Origin of the sequence: Burkholderia sp. AU30280 (assembly GCF_020420125.1) — a bacterium.
Taxonomy (GTDB): domain Bacteria; phylum Pseudomonadota; class Gammaproteobacteria; order Burkholderiales; family Burkholderiaceae; genus Burkholderia.
Map to the genome: position 1 here is coordinate 1 of NZ_JAIZRY010000029.1, position 18,525 is coordinate 18,525.

The 18,525-nt window shown below is 61.3% G+C and carries 13 protein-coding genes, 1 tRNA gene and 1 pseudogene; all 15 read left to right on the forward strand.

The features are described from left to right. Positions 1-158, forward strand: a pseudogene (locus tag LGN17_RS35945) (elongation factor Tu); the annotation flags it as partial. Between the two features lie 59 nt (positions 159-217). Further along, positions 218-293, forward strand: a tRNA-Trp gene (locus tag LGN17_RS35950). A gap of 43 nt (positions 294-336) precedes the next feature. Then, on the forward strand, positions 337-717 hold the full coding sequence (gene secE / locus LGN17_RS35955) for a preprotein translocase subunit SecE (protein ID WP_006482892.1): 381 nt from the start codon (positions 337-339) through the stop codon (positions 715-717). 1 nt (position 718) lies between these two features. Further along, positions 719-1,276 carry a transcription termination/antitermination protein NusG gene (nusG, locus tag LGN17_RS35960; RefSeq protein WP_006400672.1) on the forward strand — a complete coding sequence of 186 codons (558 nt, stop codon included), beginning with the start codon at positions 719-721 and terminating at the stop codon, positions 1,274-1,276. A gap of 142 nt (positions 1,277-1,418) precedes the next feature. Next, on the forward strand, positions 1,419-1,850 hold the full coding sequence (rplK, locus tag LGN17_RS35965) for a 50S ribosomal protein L11 (RefSeq protein ID WP_006477201.1): 432 nt from the start codon (positions 1,419-1,421) through the stop codon (positions 1,848-1,850). Further along, positions 1,851-2,549, forward strand: a complete 699-nt coding sequence (gene rplA / locus LGN17_RS35970) for a 50S ribosomal protein L1 (RefSeq protein ID WP_006482906.1) — start codon at positions 1,851-1,853, stop codon at positions 2,547-2,549. It begins immediately after the preceding gene. Positions 2,550-2,844: 295 nt separating this feature from the next. Continuing rightward, complete coding sequence (gene rplJ, locus LGN17_RS35975) at positions 2,845-3,342, forward strand: 50S ribosomal protein L10 (protein ID WP_027788582.1); 498 nt, start codon at positions 2,845-2,847, stop codon at positions 3,340-3,342. A gap of 63 nt (positions 3,343-3,405) precedes the next feature. Beyond that, entirely contained in the window at positions 3,406-3,780 is a 375-nt protein-coding gene (gene rplL / locus LGN17_RS35980; protein WP_021161757.1) for a 50S ribosomal protein L7/L12, read from the forward strand. Positions 3,781-4,157: 377 nt separating this feature from the next. Beyond that, positions 4,158-8,264 carry a DNA-directed RNA polymerase subunit beta gene (gene rpoB / locus LGN17_RS35985; RefSeq protein WP_226201498.1) on the forward strand — a complete coding sequence of 1,369 codons (4,107 nt, stop codon included), beginning with the start codon at positions 4,158-4,160 and terminating at the stop codon, positions 8,262-8,264. Positions 8,265-8,285: 21 nt separating this feature from the next. Next, positions 8,286-12,533, forward strand: a complete 4,248-nt coding sequence (rpoC, locus tag LGN17_RS35990; RefSeq protein WP_175972091.1) for a DNA-directed RNA polymerase subunit beta' — start codon at positions 8,286-8,288, stop codon at positions 12,531-12,533. Positions 12,534-12,833: 300 nt separating this feature from the next. After that, on the forward strand, positions 12,834-14,681 hold the full coding sequence (gene recQ, locus LGN17_RS35995) for a DNA helicase RecQ (protein WP_175958418.1): 1,848 nt from the start codon (positions 12,834-12,836) through the stop codon (positions 14,679-14,681). Positions 14,682-14,908: 227 nt separating this feature from the next. Then, complete coding sequence (gene rpsL / locus LGN17_RS36000; RefSeq protein WP_006400662.1) at positions 14,909-15,289, forward strand: 30S ribosomal protein S12; 381 nt, start codon at positions 14,909-14,911, stop codon at positions 15,287-15,289. Between the two features lie 172 nt (positions 15,290-15,461). Continuing rightward, the gene (rpsG, locus tag LGN17_RS36005) at positions 15,462-15,932 is read left to right on the forward strand and encodes a 30S ribosomal protein S7 (protein ID WP_006477195.1); all 471 of its coding nucleotides are present in this window, start codon (positions 15,462-15,464) and stop codon (positions 15,930-15,932) included. 123 nt (positions 15,933-16,055) lie between these two features. Beyond that, on the forward strand, positions 16,056-18,158 hold the full coding sequence (fusA, locus tag LGN17_RS36010; protein ID WP_175958417.1) for an elongation factor G: 2,103 nt from the start codon (positions 16,056-16,058) through the stop codon (positions 18,156-18,158). A 42-nt stretch (positions 18,159-18,200) separates the two neighbouring features. Further along, positions 18,201-18,525: GTP-binding protein (locus tag LGN17_RS36015; RefSeq protein ID WP_171984210.1), on the forward strand; the 325-nt coding region annotated here is incomplete at its 3' end.

The window sequence follows — 18,525 nt, forward strand, 5'->3', positions numbered from 1 at the left end:
AGCTGCCGAAGGACAAGGAAATGGTGATGCCGGGCGACAACGTGTCGATCACGGTGAAGCTGATTGCTCCGATCGCGATGGAAGAAGGTCTGCGCTTCGCAATCCGCGAAGGTGGCCGTACGGTCGGTGCCGGCGTCGTCGCCAAGATCATCGAGTAAGCCAGTTATTCGTTGATCGACAGTTTTGGGGCTGGTAGCAGCCAGCCCCAACATGGTTTAGGGGTATAGCTCAACTGGCAGAGCGTCGGTCTCCAAAACCGAAGGTTGGGGGTTCGATTCCCTCTGCCCCTGCCAAAAAATAGCCACGTGCCCTACGTGGCATTTGTTTTAAGGTGTTATGGCGAATCCATCCGTCGAAACTGTAAATACCTCCGGCGATAAGCTGATGCTGGCCCTGGGTGTATTGCTGGTGTTGGCCGGATTCGTGGGCTTCTTCTGGCTGGCCAATCAGCAGTGGTATGTCCGCGGTGCCGCATTGGCGGTAGGTATCATCGCCGGCGTGGCCGTCGGGCTGATGTCCGCACCTGGCAAGAGCCTCATCGCATTTGCCAAGGATTCGTACAAGGAAGTCCGGAAGGTCGTATGGCCCACCCGCAAGGAAGCAACGCAAACCACACTCGTCGTGTTCGGTTTCGTGCTCGTGATGGCGATTTTCCTCTGGTTGAGTGATAAGTCGATCGAATGGGTGATTTTCTCGGCGATTCTGGGTTGGAAATGATATGAGCGATACTCCGGCATCCCCGAGCGGAAAACGTTGGTACGTCGTGCACGCCTACTCCGGCATGGAGAAGAGCGTGCAACGTGCGCTTCAGGAGCGCATCGAACGCGCTGGCATGCAGGACAAATTCGGTCAGATCCTGGTTCCGACCGAAGAAGTGGTTGAAGTCAAAGGCGGCCACAAGGCTGTGACCGAGCGTCGTTTCTTCCCCGGCTACGTGCTGGTGGAAATGGAAATGACGGACGAAACGTGGCACCTCGTGAAGAACACCGCGAAGGTCACCGGCTTCGTCGGCGGTGCGCGCAACCGCCCGACCCCGATTTCCCCGAAGGAAGTCGAGAAGATCATGTCGCAGATGCAGGAAGGCGTCGAAAAGCCGCGCCCGAAGACCCTGTTCGAAGTCGGCGAGATGGTGCGTGTCAAGGAAGGCCCGTTCACGGACTTCAATGGCACCGTCGAGGAAGTCAACTACGAAAAATCGCGCGTGCGTGTGTCGGTCACCATCTTTGGTCGATCCACCCCGGTCGAACTCGAGTTCGGCCAGGTCGAAAAAGTTTGATCCCGATTCGGTGGGCAGCCTCGGCTGCCCACCTTCGCGCTTACGGCCCGCGTCATGGCCGTTGAGGAGCGTCAGTAGCCAGTGGCGAAAGCGCGTTATTACTCACCGAACGCCTTCTCCGGCGTTCCAATGAGGTTCACAAATGGCAAAGAAGATTATCGGCTTTATCAAGCTGCAGATCCCTGCAGGTAAAGCCAACCCGTCGCCGCCGGTCGGTCCGGCACTGGGCCAGCGCGGCCTGAACATCATGGAGTTCTGCAAGGCGTTCAACGCGCAGACTCAAGGCATGGAGCCGGGTCTGCCGGTGCCGGTGGTCATCACGGCATTTGCTGACAAGAGCTTCACGTTCGTGATGAAGACGCCGCCGGCGACCGTCCTGATCAAGAAGGCGGCGAAGGTGGACAAGGGCTCGAGCAAGCCGCACACCGACAAGGTCGGTTCGATCACGCGCGCTCAAGCTGAAGAAATCGCGAAGACCAAGATGCCGGACCTTACGGCAGCTGATCTGGACGCAGCCGTTCGCACCATCGCTGGTAGCGCACGCTCGATGGGCATCACTGTGGAGGGCGTGTAAATGGCTAAGATCTCCAAGCGCCGTCAGGCATTCGCTGCCAAGGTTGATCGTCAGAAGCTGTACGCGATCGAAGACGCACTGAGCCTCGTGAAGGAATGCGCGAGCGCGAAGTTCGACGAGTCGATCGACGTAGCAGTCCAGCTCGGCATCGATGCGAAGAAGTCGGACCAGGTCGTTCGTGGTTCGGTCGTTCTGCCGGCAGGTACGGGCAAGTCGGTTCGCGTTGCAGTGTTCGCGCAAGGCGAGAAGGCTGAGCAAGCACGTGCAGCAGGCGCCGAAATCGTCGGTATGGAAGACCTGGCAGAGCAGATCAAGGCCGGCCAGATGGACTTCGACATCGTGATCGCTTCGCCGGACACGATGCGTATCGTCGGTACGCTCGGTCAGATCCTCGGCCCGCGCGGCCTGATGCCGAACCCGAAGGTCGGTACGGTCACGCCGGACGTCGCAACCGCCGTCAAGAACGCGAAGGCTGGTCAGGTGCAATTCCGTGTCGACAAGGCCGGTATCATCCACGCGACCATCGGCCGTGCATCGTTCGAGCCGACCGCACTGCGTTCGAACCTGTCGGCGCTGATCGAAGCGCTGCAGAAGGCAAAGCCGGCAACGAGCAAGGGCGTCTACCTGCGCAAGATCGCACTGTCGAGCACGATGGGCGTCGGCGTGCGTGTCGACCAGGCTACGCTGGCAGCACAGTAAGCAAGTATTCGGGCCGCTTCGTTCGCGAAGCGGCCCTCATGGGCTTTGGGCGGTTGTTCGTGCAGCAGGGCGGGCAACCGGTTATCAAAGACCGTTGGTGGGGCGCAGCAGTCAGGTGATCCCTTAATTCAAGCCAACGCAGATGGCGAACCCGAAAAAGTTTTGCAGTGGTGAAGCCGCAGGCCGTGAAGCGATTCCCGGCGTGAGGTGGAAATACTCCTAACGAGGTCGGACGCCGTTGTTGAACGAGGTACGTGAGGTTTCGTGCCGAACGTATCGTTTCTGGAGGCTAACCGTGCCGCTTAATAGAGAAGACAAGCAAGCCGTCGTCGCTGAGGTTTCCGCGCAAGTCGCGAAGGCCCAGACCGTTGTGCTGGCTGAGTATCGTGGAATTGCGGTTGGCGATCTGACCAAGCTGCGCGCGCAAGCGCGTGAGCAACAGGTTTACCTGCGCGTGTTGAAGAACACGCTGGCGCGTCGCGCTGTTGAAGGTACGCCGTTTGCTCCGCTGGCAGAGCAGATGACTGGCCCGTTGATCTACGGCATCTCGGAAGATGCAATTGCTGCTGCTAAGGTCGTCAACGACTTCAGCAAGAGCAATGACAAGTTGGTCATCAAGGCTGGTTCGTTCGATGGCAAGGTGATGGACAAGGCTGGCGTGCAAGCGCTGGCAAGCATCCCGAGCCGCGAAGAACTGCTCTCGAAGCTGCTGTTCGTTATGCAATCGCCTGTTTCGGGCTTCGCGCGCGCTCTGGCCGCGCTGGCCGAGAAGAAGCAAGCGGAAGCTGCGTAATCGAACGTGCATCAGCGTCATTGATCGCTGGCTGTATCCGAATTCAATTTAGGAGTATTTCAAATGGCAATCGCAAAAGAAGACATCCTGGCAGCAGTCGAAGGGATGACCGTTCTGGAACTGAACGAACTGGTCAAGGCATTCGAAGAGAAGTTTGGCGTGTCGGCAGCTGCAGTGGCAGTCGCTGGCCCGGCAGGCGGCGGCGCTGCTGCTGCTGCAGAAGAGAAGACCGAATTCACGGTCGTTCTGGCTGAAGCAGGCAGCAACAAGGTTGCAGTCATCAAGGCAGTTCGCGAACTGACGGGCCTGGGCCTGAAGGAAGCGAAGGACGTCGTTGACGGCGCACCGAAGGCTGTCAAGGAAGGCGTCGACAAGGCTGCTGCTGAAGAAGCCAAGAAGAAGCTGGAAGAAGCTGGCGCGAAGGTCGAAGTCAAGTAAGTTTCGGCGCGCTGTGCGAAGGCTGGCGGTATTTTCACCGCCGGCCTTTTTGTGCTTTGTGGGGACGTTATTCTGGCACTCATTCGGGAGCCCGAATAATCGGCCCCAGAAGCCAAAGAAAACCGCCTGATCGTTGTCATTGATCACGAATGGCGGTTCTCTTTGTCTTCTGAAGCGACTGCAGAAGGCAAGTTTGGTCGGGTAGCGGGCAACACAGGCATCCGCTGCCGTCAGCCAGCGGTTGGTAGCGGCCAACCACCAAGCTTCTCGGCTCGTTCAAGCCGTCGGACGGCCATCGGGTCTCAGTCGGTGAACACTCGGGTTTGAAACGTCCAGGTATTCCGCCTCGATAGCACCCGCCGTGATTCGGAGATCGTATGCAATATTCCTTCACCGAGAAGAAGCGCATTCGCAAGAGTTTCGCGAAGCGCCCCATCGTTCACCAAGTTCCTTTCTTGCTGGCTACCCAGCTTGAATCATTCAGCACGTTTCTGCAAGCCGATGTGCCGGCCACGCAACGCAAGCCTGAAGGTTTGCAGGCCGCGTTCACGTCGGTATTTCCCATTGTTTCGCACAACGGTTTCGCACGTCTCGAGTTCGTGAGCTATGCGTTGTCCGCGCCGGCATTCAACATCAAGGAATGCCAGCAGCGCGGCCTGACGTACTGCTCCGCGCTGCGCGCGAAGGTCCGCCTTGTCATCCTCGACAAGGAATCGCCGAACAAGCCGGTCGTCAAGGAAGTGAAAGAGCAGGAAGTGTACATGGGCGAAATTCCGCTCATGACGCCGACGGGCTCGTTCGTCATCAACGGCACCGAGCGTGTCATCGTCTCGCAGCTGCACCGTTCGCCGGGCGTGTTCTTCGAACACGACAAGGGCAAGACGCACAGCTCGGGCAAGCTGCTGTTCTCGGCGCGGATCATTCCGTACCGCGGCTCGTGGCTCGACTTCGAATTCGATCCGAAGGACATCCTGTACTTCCGCGTCGACCGTCGCCGCAAGATGCCGGTCACGATCCTGCTGAAGGCCATCGGCCTCACGCCGGAACAGATCCTCGCGAACTTCTTCGTGTTCGACAACTTCACGCTGATGGACGAAGGCGCGCAACTCGAGTTCGTGCCCGAGCGCCTGCGTGGTGAAGTCGCGCGTTTCGACATCACGGATCGTGACGGCAAGGTCATCGTCCAGAAGGACAAGCGGATCAACGCGAAGCACATTCGCGACCTCGAAGCCGCGAAGACCAAGTTCATCTCGGTGCCGGAAGACTATCTGCTCGGCCGCGTGCTGGCGAAGAACGTCGTCGACGGCGACACCGGCGAAGTAATCGCGAGCGCGAACGACGAAGTCACGGAAAGCGTGCTCGAGAAGCTGCGCGAAGCGGGCATCAAGGACATCCAGACGCTCTACACGAACGACCTGGACCAGGGCCCGTACATTTCGTCGACGCTGCGTGTCGACGAAACGACCGACAAGACGGCCGCGCGCATCGCGATCTACCGCATGATGCGTCCGGGCGAGCCGCCGACCGAAGAAGCGGTCGAGGCACTGTTCAACCGTCTGTTCTACAGCGAAGAAGCGTACGACCTGTCGAAGGTCGGCCGTATGAAGTTCAACCGCCGCGTCAGCCGTGACGAGATCACCGGCCCGATGACGCTGCAGGACGACGACATTCTCGCGACGATCAAGATCCTCGTCGAGCTGCGCAACGGCAAGGGCGAAGTGGACGACATCGACCACCTCGGCAACCGTCGCGTGCGTTGCGTCGGCGAACTGGCGGAAAACCAGTTCCGCGCAGGCCTCGTGCGTGTCGAGCGCGCGGTCAAGGAACGCCTCGGCCAGGCCGAGAGCGAAAACCTGATGCCGCACGACCTGATCAACTCGAAGCCGATTTCGTCGGCGATCCGCGAGTTCTTCGGTTCGTCGCAGCTGTCGCAGTTCATGGACCAAACCAACCCGCTGTCGGAAATCACGCACAAGCGCCGTGTTTCCGCACTGGGCCCGGGCGGTCTGACGCGCGAGCGCGCAGGCTTTGAAGTCCGCGACGTGCACCCGACCCACTATGGCCGCGTGTGCCCGATCGAAACGCCGGAAGGTCCGAACATCGGTCTGATCAACTCGCTCGCACTGTATGCGCACCTGAACGAGTACGGCTTCCTCGAGACGCCGTACCGCAAGGTCGTGGACAGCAAGGTGACCGACCAGATCGATTACCTGTCGGCGATCGAAGAAGGCCGCTACATGATCGCTCAGGCGAACGCCGCGATCGACGAGAACGGCCAGCTGATCGACGAACTCGTGTCGTCGCGTGAAGCCGGCGAAACGATGATGGTCACGCCGGACCGTATCCAGTACATGGACGTCGCGCCGTCGCAGATCGTATCGGTGGCAGCTTCGCTGATTCCGTTCCTCGAGCACGATGACGCGAACCGTGCACTGATGGGTTCGAACATGCAGCGCCAGGCCGTGCCGTGTCTGCGTCCGGAAAAGCCGGTCGTCGGTACGGGCATCGAGCGCACCTGCGCGGTCGACTCGGGTACGACGGTTCAGGCGTTCCGCGGCGGCGTTGTCGACTATGTCGACGCAGGCCGTATCGTGATTCGTGTGAACGACGACGAAGCAGTCGCAGGTGAAGTCGGTGTCGACATCTACAACCTGATCAAGTACACGCGTTCGAACCAGAACACGAACATCAACCAGCGTCCGATCGTGAAGATGGGCGACAAGGTCTCGCGCGGCGACGTGCTGGCCGACGGCGCCTCGACGGACCTGGGCGAGCTCGCGCTCGGCCAGAACATGCTGATCGCGTTCATGCCGTGGAACGGCTACAACTTCGAAGACTCGATCCTGATCTCGGAGAAGGTCGTGGCCGACGATCGTTACACGTCGATCCACATCGAAGAGCTGAACGTCGTTGCACGCGACACGAAGCTCGGGCCGGAAGAAATCACGCGCGACATCTCGAACCTGGCGGAAGTCCAGCTCGGCCGTCTCGACGAATCGGGCATCGTGTACATCGGTGCTGAAGTCGAAGCAGGCGACGTGCTGGTCGGCAAGGTCACACCGAAGGGCGAGACCCAGCTGACGCCGGAAGAGAAGCTGCTGCGTGCGATCTTCGGCGAGAAGGCTTCGGACGTGAAGGATACGTCGCTGCGCGTGCCGTCGGGCATGAGCGGTACCGTGATCGACGTCCAGGTGTTCACGCGCGAAGGCATCCAGCGCGACAAGCGTGCGCAACAGATCATCGACGACGAACTGAAGCGCTACCGTCTCGACCTGAACGACCAGCTGCGCATCGTGGAAGGCGACGCGTTCCAGCGTCTCGCACGCATGCTCGTGGGCAAGGTCGCGAACGGCGGTCCGAAGAAGCTCGCGAAGGGCACGAAGATCGACCAGGCTTACCTGGAAGACCTCGACCACTATCACTGGTTCGACATCCGCCTCGCGGACGACGAAGCAGCGGCGCAGCTCGAAGCGATCAAGAACTCGATCGAAGAAAAGCGTCACCAGTTCGACCTCGCGTTCGAAGAGAAGCGCAAGAAGCTCACGCAAGGCGACGAACTGCCGCCGGGCGTGCTGAAGATGGTCAAGGTGTACCTCGCGGTCAAGCGTCGCCTGCAGCCTGGCGACAAGATGGCAGGCCGCCACGGTAACAAGGGGGTCGTGTCGAAGATCGTCCCGATCGAAGACATGCCGTACATGGCCGACGGCCGTCCGGCAGACGTCGTGCTGAACCCGCTGGGCGTTCCGTCGCGGATGAACGTGGGTCAGGTTCTGGAAGTGCACCTCGGCTGGGCCGCGAAGGGCCTCGGCTGGCGTATCGGCGAAATGCTGCAGCGTCAGGCGAAGATCGAGGAACTGCGCACGTTCCTGACGAAGATCTACAACGACTCGGGCCGCAAGGAAGACCTCGAAAGCTTCACCGACGAAGAGATCCTCGAACTCGCGAAGAACCTGCGCGAAGGCGTGCCGTTCGCCACGCCGGTGTTCGACGGTGCGACCGAGGAAGAAATGGGCAAGATGCTCGACCTCGCGTTCCCGGACGACATCGCTGAACAGCTCGGCATGAACCCGTCGAAGAACCAGGTCCGTCTGTACGACGGCCGCACGGGTGAAATGTTCGAACGTCGCGTGACGCTTGGCTACATGCACTACCTGAAGCTGCACCACTTGGTCGACGACAAGATGCACGCGCGTTCGACCGGCCCGTACTCGCTCGTCACGCAGCAGCCGCTGGGTGGTAAGGCGCAGTTCGGTGGCCAGCGTTTCGGTGAAATGGAAGTGTGGGCACTCGAAGCGTACGGCGCGTCCTACGTGCTGCAGGAAATGCTGACGGTGAAGTCGGACGACGTGACCGGCCGGACGAAGGTGTACGAAAACCTCGTCAAGGGCGATCACGTGATCGATGCAGGCATGCCGGAATCCTTCAACGTGCTCGTGAAGGAAATCCGCTCGCTCGGTATCGATATCGATCTCGACCGCAATTAATCGGACTACGGAGAGAAAGCAATGAAAGCTCTGCTCGATCTATTCAAGCAAGTCCAACAGGAAGAAGTTTTCGACGCGATCAAGATCGGTCTGGCGTCGCCTGACAAGATCCGTTCGTGGTCGTTCGGCGAAGTGAAGAAGCCGGAGACCATCAACTACCGTACGTTCAAGCCGGAACGCGATGGTCTCTTCTGCGCGAAGATCTTCGGGCCGATCAAGGACTACGAGTGCCTGTGCGGCAAGTACAAGCGTCTGAAGCACCGCGGCGTGATCTGCGAGAAGTGCGGCGTCGAAGTGACGCTGGCGAAGGTGCGTCGTGAGCGGATGGGCCACATCGAACTGGCCTCGCCGGTCGCGCACATCTGGTTCCTGAAGTCGCTGCCGTCGCGTCTGGGCATGGTGCTCGACATGACGCTGCGCGACATCGAACGCGTGCTGTACTTCGAAGCGTACGTGGTGATCGAACCGGGCATGACGCCGCTGAAGGCGCGGCAGATCATGACCGAAGAGGATTACTACAACAAGGTCGAGGAATACGGCGACGAATTCCGTGCCGAAATGGGCGCGGAAGGCGTGCGTGAACTGCTGCGCGCGATCAACATCGACGAGCAGGTCGAGACGCTGCGCACCGAGCTGAAGAACACCGGCTCGGAAGCGAAGATCAAGAAGTACGCGAAGCGCCTGAAGGTCCTCGAGGCATTCCAGCGCTCGGGCATCAAGCCCGAGTGGATGATCCTCGAAGTGCTGCCGGTGCTGCCGCCGGAACTGCGTCCGCTCGTGCCGCTGGACGGCGGCCGTTTCGCGACGTCGGACCTGAACGACCTGTATCGCCGCGTGATCAACCGTAACAACCGGTTGAAGCGTCTGCTCGAGCTGAAGGCGCCTGAAATCATTGTCCGCAACGAAAAGCGGATGCTGCAGGAAGCCGTCGACTCGCTGCTCGACAACGGTCGTCGCGGCAAGGCGATGACGGGCGCGAACAAGCGTCCGCTGAAGTCGCTCGCCGACATGATCAAGGGCAAGGGCGGTCGTTTCCGTCAGAACCTGCTGGGCAAGCGCGTCGACTACTCGGGCCGTTCGGTCATCGTGGTCGGCCCGACGCTGAAGCTGCACCAGTGCGGTCTGCCGAAGCTGATGGCGCTCGAGCTGTTCAAGCCGTTCATCTTCAACAAGCTGGAAGTGATGGGCGTTGCGACGACCATCAAGGCTGCGAAGAAGGAAGTCGAGAACCAGACGCCGGTGGTGTGGGACATCCTCGAAGAGGTGATCCGCGAGCACCCGGTGATGCTGAACCGTGCGCCGACGCTGCACCGTCTCGGTATCCAGGCGTTCGAGCCGGTGCTGATCGAAGGCAAGGCAATTCAGCTGCACCCGCTCGTCTGCGCGGCGTTCAACGCCGACTTCGACGGTGACCAGATGGCCGTTCACGTGCCGCTGTCGCTCGAAGCGCAGATGGAAGCGCGTACGCTGATGCTGGCGTCGAACAACGTGCTGTTCCCGGCCAACGGCGATCCGTCGATCGTGCCGTCCCAGGATATCGTGCTGGGTCTGTACTACGCGACCCGCGAAGCGGTCAACGCCAAGGGCGAAGGCCTGTCGTTCACGGGCGTGTCGGAAGTGATCCGTGCGTACGAGAACAAGGAAGTCGAGCTCGCGTCGCGCGTCAACGTGCGGATCACCGAAATGGTCCACAACGAGGACAAGTCGGAAGGCGCACCGCCGTTCGTGCCGAAGATCACGCTGTACGCGACGACCGTCGGTCGCGCGATCCTGTCGGAGATCCTGCCGCACGGCCTGCCGTTCTCGGTGCTGAACAAGCCGCTGAAGAAGAAGGAAATCTCGCGCCTGATCAACACGGCGTTCCGCAAGTGCGGTCTGCGCGCGACGGTGGTGTTTGCCGACCAGCTGATGCAGTCGGGTTTCCGTCTCGCGACGCGTGCCGGCATCTCGATCTGCGTGGACGACATGCTCGTGCCGCCGCAGAAGGAAACGATCGTCGGCGACGCCGCGAAGAAGGTGAAGGAGTACGACCGTCAGTACATGTCGGGTCTCGTCACCGCGCAGGAACGCTACAACAACGTGGTCGACATCTGGTCGGCAACGTCGGAAGCGGTCGGCAAGGCGATGATGGAGCAGCTGTCGACGGAGCCGGTGACGGACCGCGACGGCAATGAAACGCGCCAGGAATCGTTCAACTCGATCTACATGATGGCCGACTCGGGCGCCCGGGGTTCGGCGGTTCAGATTCGTCAGCTGGCCGGTATGCGAGGCCTGATGGCGAAGCCGGACGGCTCGATTATCGAGACGCCGATTACCGCGAACTTCCGCGAAGGTCTGAACGTGTTGCAGTACTTCATCTCGACCCACGGTGCACGTAAGGGCCTGGCTGATACGGCACTGAAGACCGCGAACTCGGGTTACCTGACGCGTCGTCTCGTCGACGTCACGCAGGATCTGGTCGTGGTGGAAGACGATTGCGGCACGTCGAACGGCGTGGCGATGAAGGCACTCGTCGAAGGCGGTGAAGTCGTCGAAGCGCTGCGTGACCGTATCCTCGGCCGCGTTGCGGTGGCGGACGTCGTGAACCCGGAAACGCAGGAAACGGTGTACGAATCGGGCACGCTGCTCGACGAAACGGCGGTCGAGGAAATCGAACGCCTCGGCATCGACGAAGTGCGCGTGCGCACGCCGCTGACCTGCGAAACGCGTTACGGCCTGTGCGCAGCCTGCTACGGCCGTGACCTCGGCCGCGGCTCGCTCGTGAACGTCGGCGAAGCAGTCGGCGTGATCGCGGCGCAGTCGATCGGTGAACCGGGCACGCAGCTGACGATGCGTACGTTCCACATCGGTGGTGCGGCATCGCGTGCGGCAGTGGCTTCGTCGGTCGAAGCGAAGAGCAACGGTATCGTGCGCTTCACGGCGACGATGCGCTACGTGACGAACGCGAAGGGCGAGCAGATCGTCATTTCCCGTTCGGGCGAAGCGATGATCACCGACGATTTCGGTCGCGAGCGCGAGCGTCACAAAGTGCCGTACGGCGCGACGCTCCTGCAGCTCGACGGCGCGACGATCAAGGCAGGCACGCAGCTCGCCACGTGGGATCCGCTGACGCGTCCGATCATCACCGAGTACGGTGGTACGGTGAAGTTCGAGAACGTCGAGGAAGGCGTGACCGTCGCGAAGCAGATCGACGACGTGACCGGCCTGTCGACGCTGGTCGTGATCGACGTGAAGCGTCGTGGCTCGCAAGCTTCGAAGAGCGTGCGTCCGCAGGTCAAGCTGCTCGACGCGAACGGCGAGGAAGTGAAGATTCCGGGCACGGAGCACGCAGTGCAGATCGGCTTCCAGGTCGGCGCACTGATCACCGTGAAGGATGGCCAGCAGGTGCAGGTCGGTGAAGTGCTCGCACGTATCCCGACGGAAGCGCAGAAGACGCGTGACATTACCGGCGGTCTGCCGCGGGTGGCGGAACTGTTCGAAGCGCGTTCGCCGAAGGATGCCGGCATTCTCGCGGAAGTCACCGGTACGACGTCGTTCGGCAAGGACACGAAGGGCAAGCAGCGTCTCGTCATCACGGACCTCGAGGGCAACCAGCACGAGTTCCTGATCGCGAAGGAAAAGCAGGTTCTGGTTCACGATGCCCAGGTCGTCAACAAGGGCGAAATGATCGTGGACGGTCCGGCCGATCCGCACGACATCCTGCGTCTGCAGGGTATCGAGGCGCTGTCGCGCTACATCGTCGACGAAGTGCAGGACGTGTATCGTCTGCAGGGCGTGAAGATCAACGACAAGCACATCGAGGTGATCGTTCGCCAGATGCTGCGTCGTGTGCAGATCACCGACAACGGTGATACGCGCTTCATCCCGGGTGAACAGGTCGAGCGTTCCGACATGCTGGACGAGAACGATCGCATGATCGCCGAGGACAAGCGTCCGGCTACGTACGAAAACGTGCTGCTGGGTATCACGAAGGCATCGCTGTCGACCGACTCGTTCATCTCCGCGGCATCGTTCCAGGAAACGACCCGCGTGCTGACCGAAGCGGCGATCATGGGCAAGCGCGACGATCTGCGTGGCCTGAAGGAAAACGTGATCGTCGGCCGTCTGATTCCGGCCGGTACGGGTCTCGCGTTCCACAAGGCACGCAAGGCGAAGGAATCGTCGGATCGCGAGCGTTTCGACCAGATCGCAGCGGAAGAGGCATTCGACTTCGGCACGCCGAGCGCGCCTGCCGCGGAAGAGCCGCAACAGCACCCGGCAGCCGAGTAAGCGCGGGCGGCGCGAGCCGCCCCGCCTCGCTGTCATCGAAACCGCCCGGTTTTGCCGGGCGGTTTTTTTTATCCGTCGTTCGCGCGCATGACGCGCTTGCTCATCGCCGGCCCCGGCTGCTTGCGAGCGGTGTGCCGCGTCGCTTTACACCGTGATCGCTTGCGGCCCCGTCGCGGCAGGCCCGTCACGCATGCGAACGAACCCTGTCCGATTGGCCAACATTGCACGATTCGCCACGCGTCATGCGAGCGGGTTGTTAAACTTGCGGTCATCGTCCTGCCGTCCTCGTTCTCATCATTCATGTCCCGCGCCCTCGAAATCCTCGACGAAGTCTTTGGTTATTCCGCTTTTCGCGGCCAGCAGGGCGAGATCGTCGAACACGTCGCCGGCGGCGGCGATTGTCTCGTGCTGATGCCGACCGGCGGCGGCAAGTCGCTGTGCTACCAGATCCCGGCGCTGCTGCGGCGCGAAGCCGGGCAGGGCGCCGGCATCGTCGTGTCGCCGCTGATCGCGCTGATGCAGGACCAGGTCGCCGCGCTGCGCGAAGTCGGCGTGCGCGCGGCCTATCTGAATTCGACGCTGTCGGGCGCTGAGGCCGCGGCGACCGAGCGCGCGCTGCGCGAAGGCGAGATCGACCTGCTGTACGTCGCGCCCGAACGGCTGATGACGGGGCGTTTCCTCGAGTTGCTCGAGCGCGCGAAGATCGGCCTGTTCGCGATCGACGAAGCGCACTGCGTGTCGCAATGGGGGCACGATTTCCGCCCGGAATACATCCAGCTGTCGGTGCTGCACGAGCGGTTCCCGTCGGTGCCGCGCATTGCGCTGACCGCCACGGCCGACGCGATCACGCGCGACGAGATCATCCATCGCCTCGCACTCGACGACGCGCGCGTGTTCATATCGAGCTTCGATCGCCCGAACATCCGCTACCGGATCGTCGAAAAGGACAACGCGCGTTCGCAACTGCTCGACTTCATCCGCGCCGAACACACGAATGCCGACGGCACGACCGATGCGGGCGTCGTCTATTGCCTGTCGCGCCGCAAGGTGGAAGAGACGGCTGAGTGGCTGAAGGCGCAGGGCGTACGCGCGCTGCCGTATCACGCGGGGATGGAGTTCGAGGTGCGGCAAAAGCACCAGGAAATGTTCCAGCGCGAGGAAGGCATCGTGATGTGCGCGACGATCGCGTTCGGCATGGGCATCGACAAGCCGGACGTGCGCTTCGTTGCGCACCTGGATCTGCCGAAGAGCGTCGAAGGCTACTACCAGGAAACGGGCCGCGCGGGCCGCGACGGGATGCCCGCGAATGCGTGGATGGCGTACGGCCTCGGCGACGTCGTCCAGCAGCGCAAGATGATCGACGAGTCCGACGCGGACGACGCGCACAAGCGCGTGCAGACGTCGAAACTCGACGCGCTGCTCGGGCTGTGCGAGACGATCTCGTGCCGCCGCGTGCGGCTGCTGAACTACTTCGGCGAGGCGAGCCAGCCGTGTGGCAACTGCGACACGTGCCTCGAGCCGCCCGATTCGTGGGACGCGACGCGCGAGGCGCAGATGGCGCTTTCGTGCGTGTTCCGCGCGCAGCGTGCGAGCGGCTTCAATTTCGGTTCGAGCCACCTGATCGAGATCCTGCGCGGCGGGCGTACCGAGAAAGTGTTGCAGCGCGGCCACGATCAGCTCACGACGTTCGGGATCGGCGCGTCGCTGTCGGAAGCCGAGTGGCGCGCGATTTTTCGGCAGCTCGTCGCGTACGGCTACCTGGCGGTCGACCATGGCGGCTTCGGCGCGCTCATGCTGACCGAGGCCGCGAAGCCCGTGCTGAAGAACGAGGAGAAGGTCACGCTGCGCCGCTATGTGAAGCCGCAGCGCACGCGCCAGTCGTCGAGCCGCAGCGGCACGCGCGTCGATCCGACGGCCGGCATGGGCACGCGCGAGCGCGCACGGTGGGATGCGCTGCGCGCGTGGCGTGCGGAGACGGCTAAAACGGACGGCGTGCCGGCCTACGTGATTTTCCACGACGCGACGCTCGCCGAGATCGCACGCAACGCGCCGGAGACGATCGACGACCTGCGCCATATCCCCGGCATGGGCGTGCGCAAGCTGGAGCGCTTCGGCGACGAGATCATCGACGTCGTCGAGTCGGCCTGACACAGGCGTTCCGACCCTTCCGGTAAACCAGGGGTTCGGCCGGCAAATCACGCAACCCGTTGACTTAGTTGGTATTTCCGGAATATGATGCTGGGTTCCGGTATTCGGTGGGCCGAGTCGCGTTCCAAGGTTCGCACCCGTTTCGCCGGTTCGGAAGTCAACTGTGCGCCGATTCTCGCTTTGCCCGAAATCGATGCGCAGATTTTGTTCAATTTCAGGAATAAACAATGCCAACCATCAACCAACTGGTTCGCAAAGGCCGTCAGTCGGAAACGACGAAGAGCAAGAGCCCGGCCCTGCAGGACTGCCCCCAGCGTCGCGGCGTGTGCACCCGTGTGTACACGACGACGCCGAAGAAGCCGAACTCGGCACTCCGTAAGGTCGCCAAGGTTCGTCTGACGAACGGCTTCGAAGTGATTTCGTACATCGGCGGTGAAGGCCACAACCTGCAGGAACACTCGGTTGTGCTGATCCGCGGCGGCCGTGTGAAGGACTTGCCGGGTGTGCGTTACCACATGGTTCGCGGCTCGCTGGATACCCAGGGCGTCAAGGACCGTAAGCAAGCGCGCTCGAAGTACGGCGCGAAGCGTGCAAAGGCTGCCAAGTAAGCAGTTTTTGATCAGGGATCGCCGCAGGGCGGTCAAGGCGGGAGTGCCGGATTGCCGGTGCTGTCGAGTAAGTGGTCACCCGGCCAAGCTGGTTAGTCGTGAAGATGTGATCGGGTTTGTTGGTGGCCGCGGAGCTGGAACCAGCTCCAACTGAACAAGTAAAGGAAGAATCATGCCGCGTCGTCGCGAAGTCCCCAAGCGGGAAGTGTTGCCGGATCCGAAGTTCGGCAACGTTGATGTAGCCAAGTTCATGAACATGCTGATGCTGTCCGGCAAGAAGTCGGTCGCAGAGCGCATCGTTTATGGCGCATTCGAACAGATCCAGACCAAGGGTGGCAAGGACCCGCTGGAAGTGTTCACGGTTGCGCTCAACAACGTCAAGCCGGTGGTCGAAGTGAAGAGCCGTCGCGTTGGTGGTGCCAACTATCAAGTTCCGGTCGAAGTGCGTCCGTCGCGTCGTATGGCATTGGCGATGCGCTGGTTGCGTGAGGCTGCGAAGAAGCGTAGCGAGAAGTCGATGGCCCTGCGCCTGGCAGGTGAGCTCTCCGAAGCGGCCGAAGGCCGTGGCGGCGCGATGAAGAAGCGCGACGAAGTTCACCGCATGGCAGAAGCCAACCGCGCGTTCTCGCATTTCCGTTTCTAAGCGCCTGGCTGGGCTTTTAGCGGAAATAAATTCCGGGCGGGTGCGCTTTTCAGGCGCCTCGCCCGTTTGTGTTGAAGCATGATGCAGCAGGGCTGCATCGTGTCATCCCAGTAGAGGATCAAAGTGGCTCGCAAGACTCCTATCGAGCGCTACCGCAATATCGGTATTAGCGCTCACATCGACGCCGGCAAAACGACGACGACCGAGCGCATTCTGTTTTACACCGGTGTGAACCACAAGATCGGTGAAGTCCACGACGGCGCAGCCACGATGGACTGGATGGAGCAGGAACAGGAGCGTGGCATCACGATCACGTCCGCTGCTACCACCGCCTTCTGGAAGGGCATGGGCGGCAACTATCCGGAACACCGCATCAACATCATCGACACCCCGGGCCACGTCGACTTCACGATTGAAGTCGAGCGCTCGATGCGCGTGCTCGACGGCGCGTGCATGGTGTACTGCGCGGTGGGCGGCGTGCAGCCGCAGTCGGAAACGGTGTGGCGCCAGGCGAACAAGTACAAGGTGCCGCGTCTCGCGTTCGTCAACAAGATGGACCGTACCGGCGCGAACTTCTTCAAGGTCTACGACCAGCTCCGTCTGCGCCTGAAGGCGAACCCGGTTCCGGTCGTGGTGCCGATCGGCTCGGAAGAAAACTTCAAGGGCGTCGTCGATCTGATCAAGATGAAGGCGATCATTTGGGACGAAGCGTCGCAAGGCACGAAGTTCGACTACGTCGACATCCCGGCCGAGCTCGCAGAGACCTGCCAGGAGTGGCGCGAGAAGATGGTCGAGGCGGCTGCTGAAGCCAACGAAGACCTGATGAACAAGTACCTGGAAGAAGGCGATCTGCCGGAAGCCGACATCGTCAAGGCGCTGCGTGACCGTACGATCGCATGCGAAATCCAGCCGATGCTGTGCGGTACCGCGTTCAAGAACAAGGGCGTGCAGCGTATGCTCGACGCCGTGATCGATTTCCTGCCGTCGCCGGTCGACATCCCGCCGGTCAAGGGCGAACTCGAAAACGGCGAATCGGCAGAGCGCCGTGCAGCGGACGACGAGAAGTTCTCGGCACTCGCATTCAAGATCATGACCGACCCGTTCGTCGGTCAGCTGATCTTCTTCCGCGTGTACTCGGGCGTCGTGAATTCGGGCGACACGCTGCTGAACTCGACGAAGGACAAGAAGGAACGTCTGGGTCGTATTCTGCAGATGCACGCGAACCAGCGCGAAGAAATCAAGGAAGTTCGCGCAGGCGACATCGCTGCTGCGGTCGGCCTGAAGGAAGCGACCACGGGCGACACGCTGTGCGATCCGGCGAACCCGATCATTCTCGAGCGCATGGTGTTCCCGGAGCCGGTGATTTCGCAGGCTGTCGAGCCGAAGACCAAGGCTGACCAGGAAAAGATGGGCCTCGCGCTCAACCGCCTGGCGCAGGAAGATCCGTCGTTCCGCGTGCAGACCGACGAAGAGTCGGGCCAGACCATCATTTCGGGCATGGGCGAGCTCCACCTCGAAATTCTGGTCGACCGGATGAAGCGTGAATTCGGCGTGGAAGCAACCGTCGGCAAGCCGCAGGTTGCATACCGCGAAACGATCCGTTCGACGGCGAAGGACGTCGACGGCAAGTTCGTCAAGCAGTCGGGTGGTCGCGGCCAGTACGGTCACGCGGTCATCACGCTCGAGCCGAACGAACAGGGCAAGGGCTACGAGTTCTTCGACGAGATCAAGGGTGGTGTGATTCCGCGTGAATACATCCCGGCGGTCGACAAGGGTATCCAGGACACGCTGAAGTCGGGCGTGCTCGCAGGCTTCCCGGTCGTCGACGTGAAGGTCCACCTGACGTTCGGTTCGTACCACGACGTCGACTCGAACGAAAACGCGTTCCGCATGGCCGGTTCGATGGCGTTCAAGGAAGCGATGCGCAAGGCGAACCCGGTCGTGCTCGAGCCGATGATGGCTGTCGAAGTCGAGACGCCGGAAGACTACATGGGCAACGTGATGGGCGACCTGTCGGGCCGTCGCGGTATCGTCCAGGGCATGGAAGACATGGTTGGCGGCGGCAAGATCGTGCGCGCCGAAGTGCCGCTGTCGGAAATGTTCGGTTATTCGACGTCGCTGCGTTCGCTGACGCAAGGTCGTGCAACGTACACGATGGAGTTCAAGCACTACGCTGAAGCTCCGCGCAACGTTGCCGATGCGATCATCAGCGCGAAGTCGAAGTAAATCTGAAGCTACCAACTGATTATTTTTTGAAAGAAGAGAATCATGGCAAAAGAAAAGTTTGAGCGGACCAAGCCGCACGTGAACGTTGGTACGATTGGTCACGTTGACCACGGCAAGACGACGCTGACGGCAGCGATCACGACGGTTCTGACGAAGAAGTTCGGCGGCGAAGCGAAGGCATACGACCAGATCGACGCGGCACCGGAAGAAAAGGCGCGCGGCATCACGATCAACACGGCGCACGTCGAGTACGAAACGGCTAACCGCCACTACGCACACGTCGACTGCCCGGGCCACGCTGACTATGTGAAGAACATGATCACGGGCGCAGCGCAGATGGACGGCGCGATCCTGGTTTGCTCGGCAG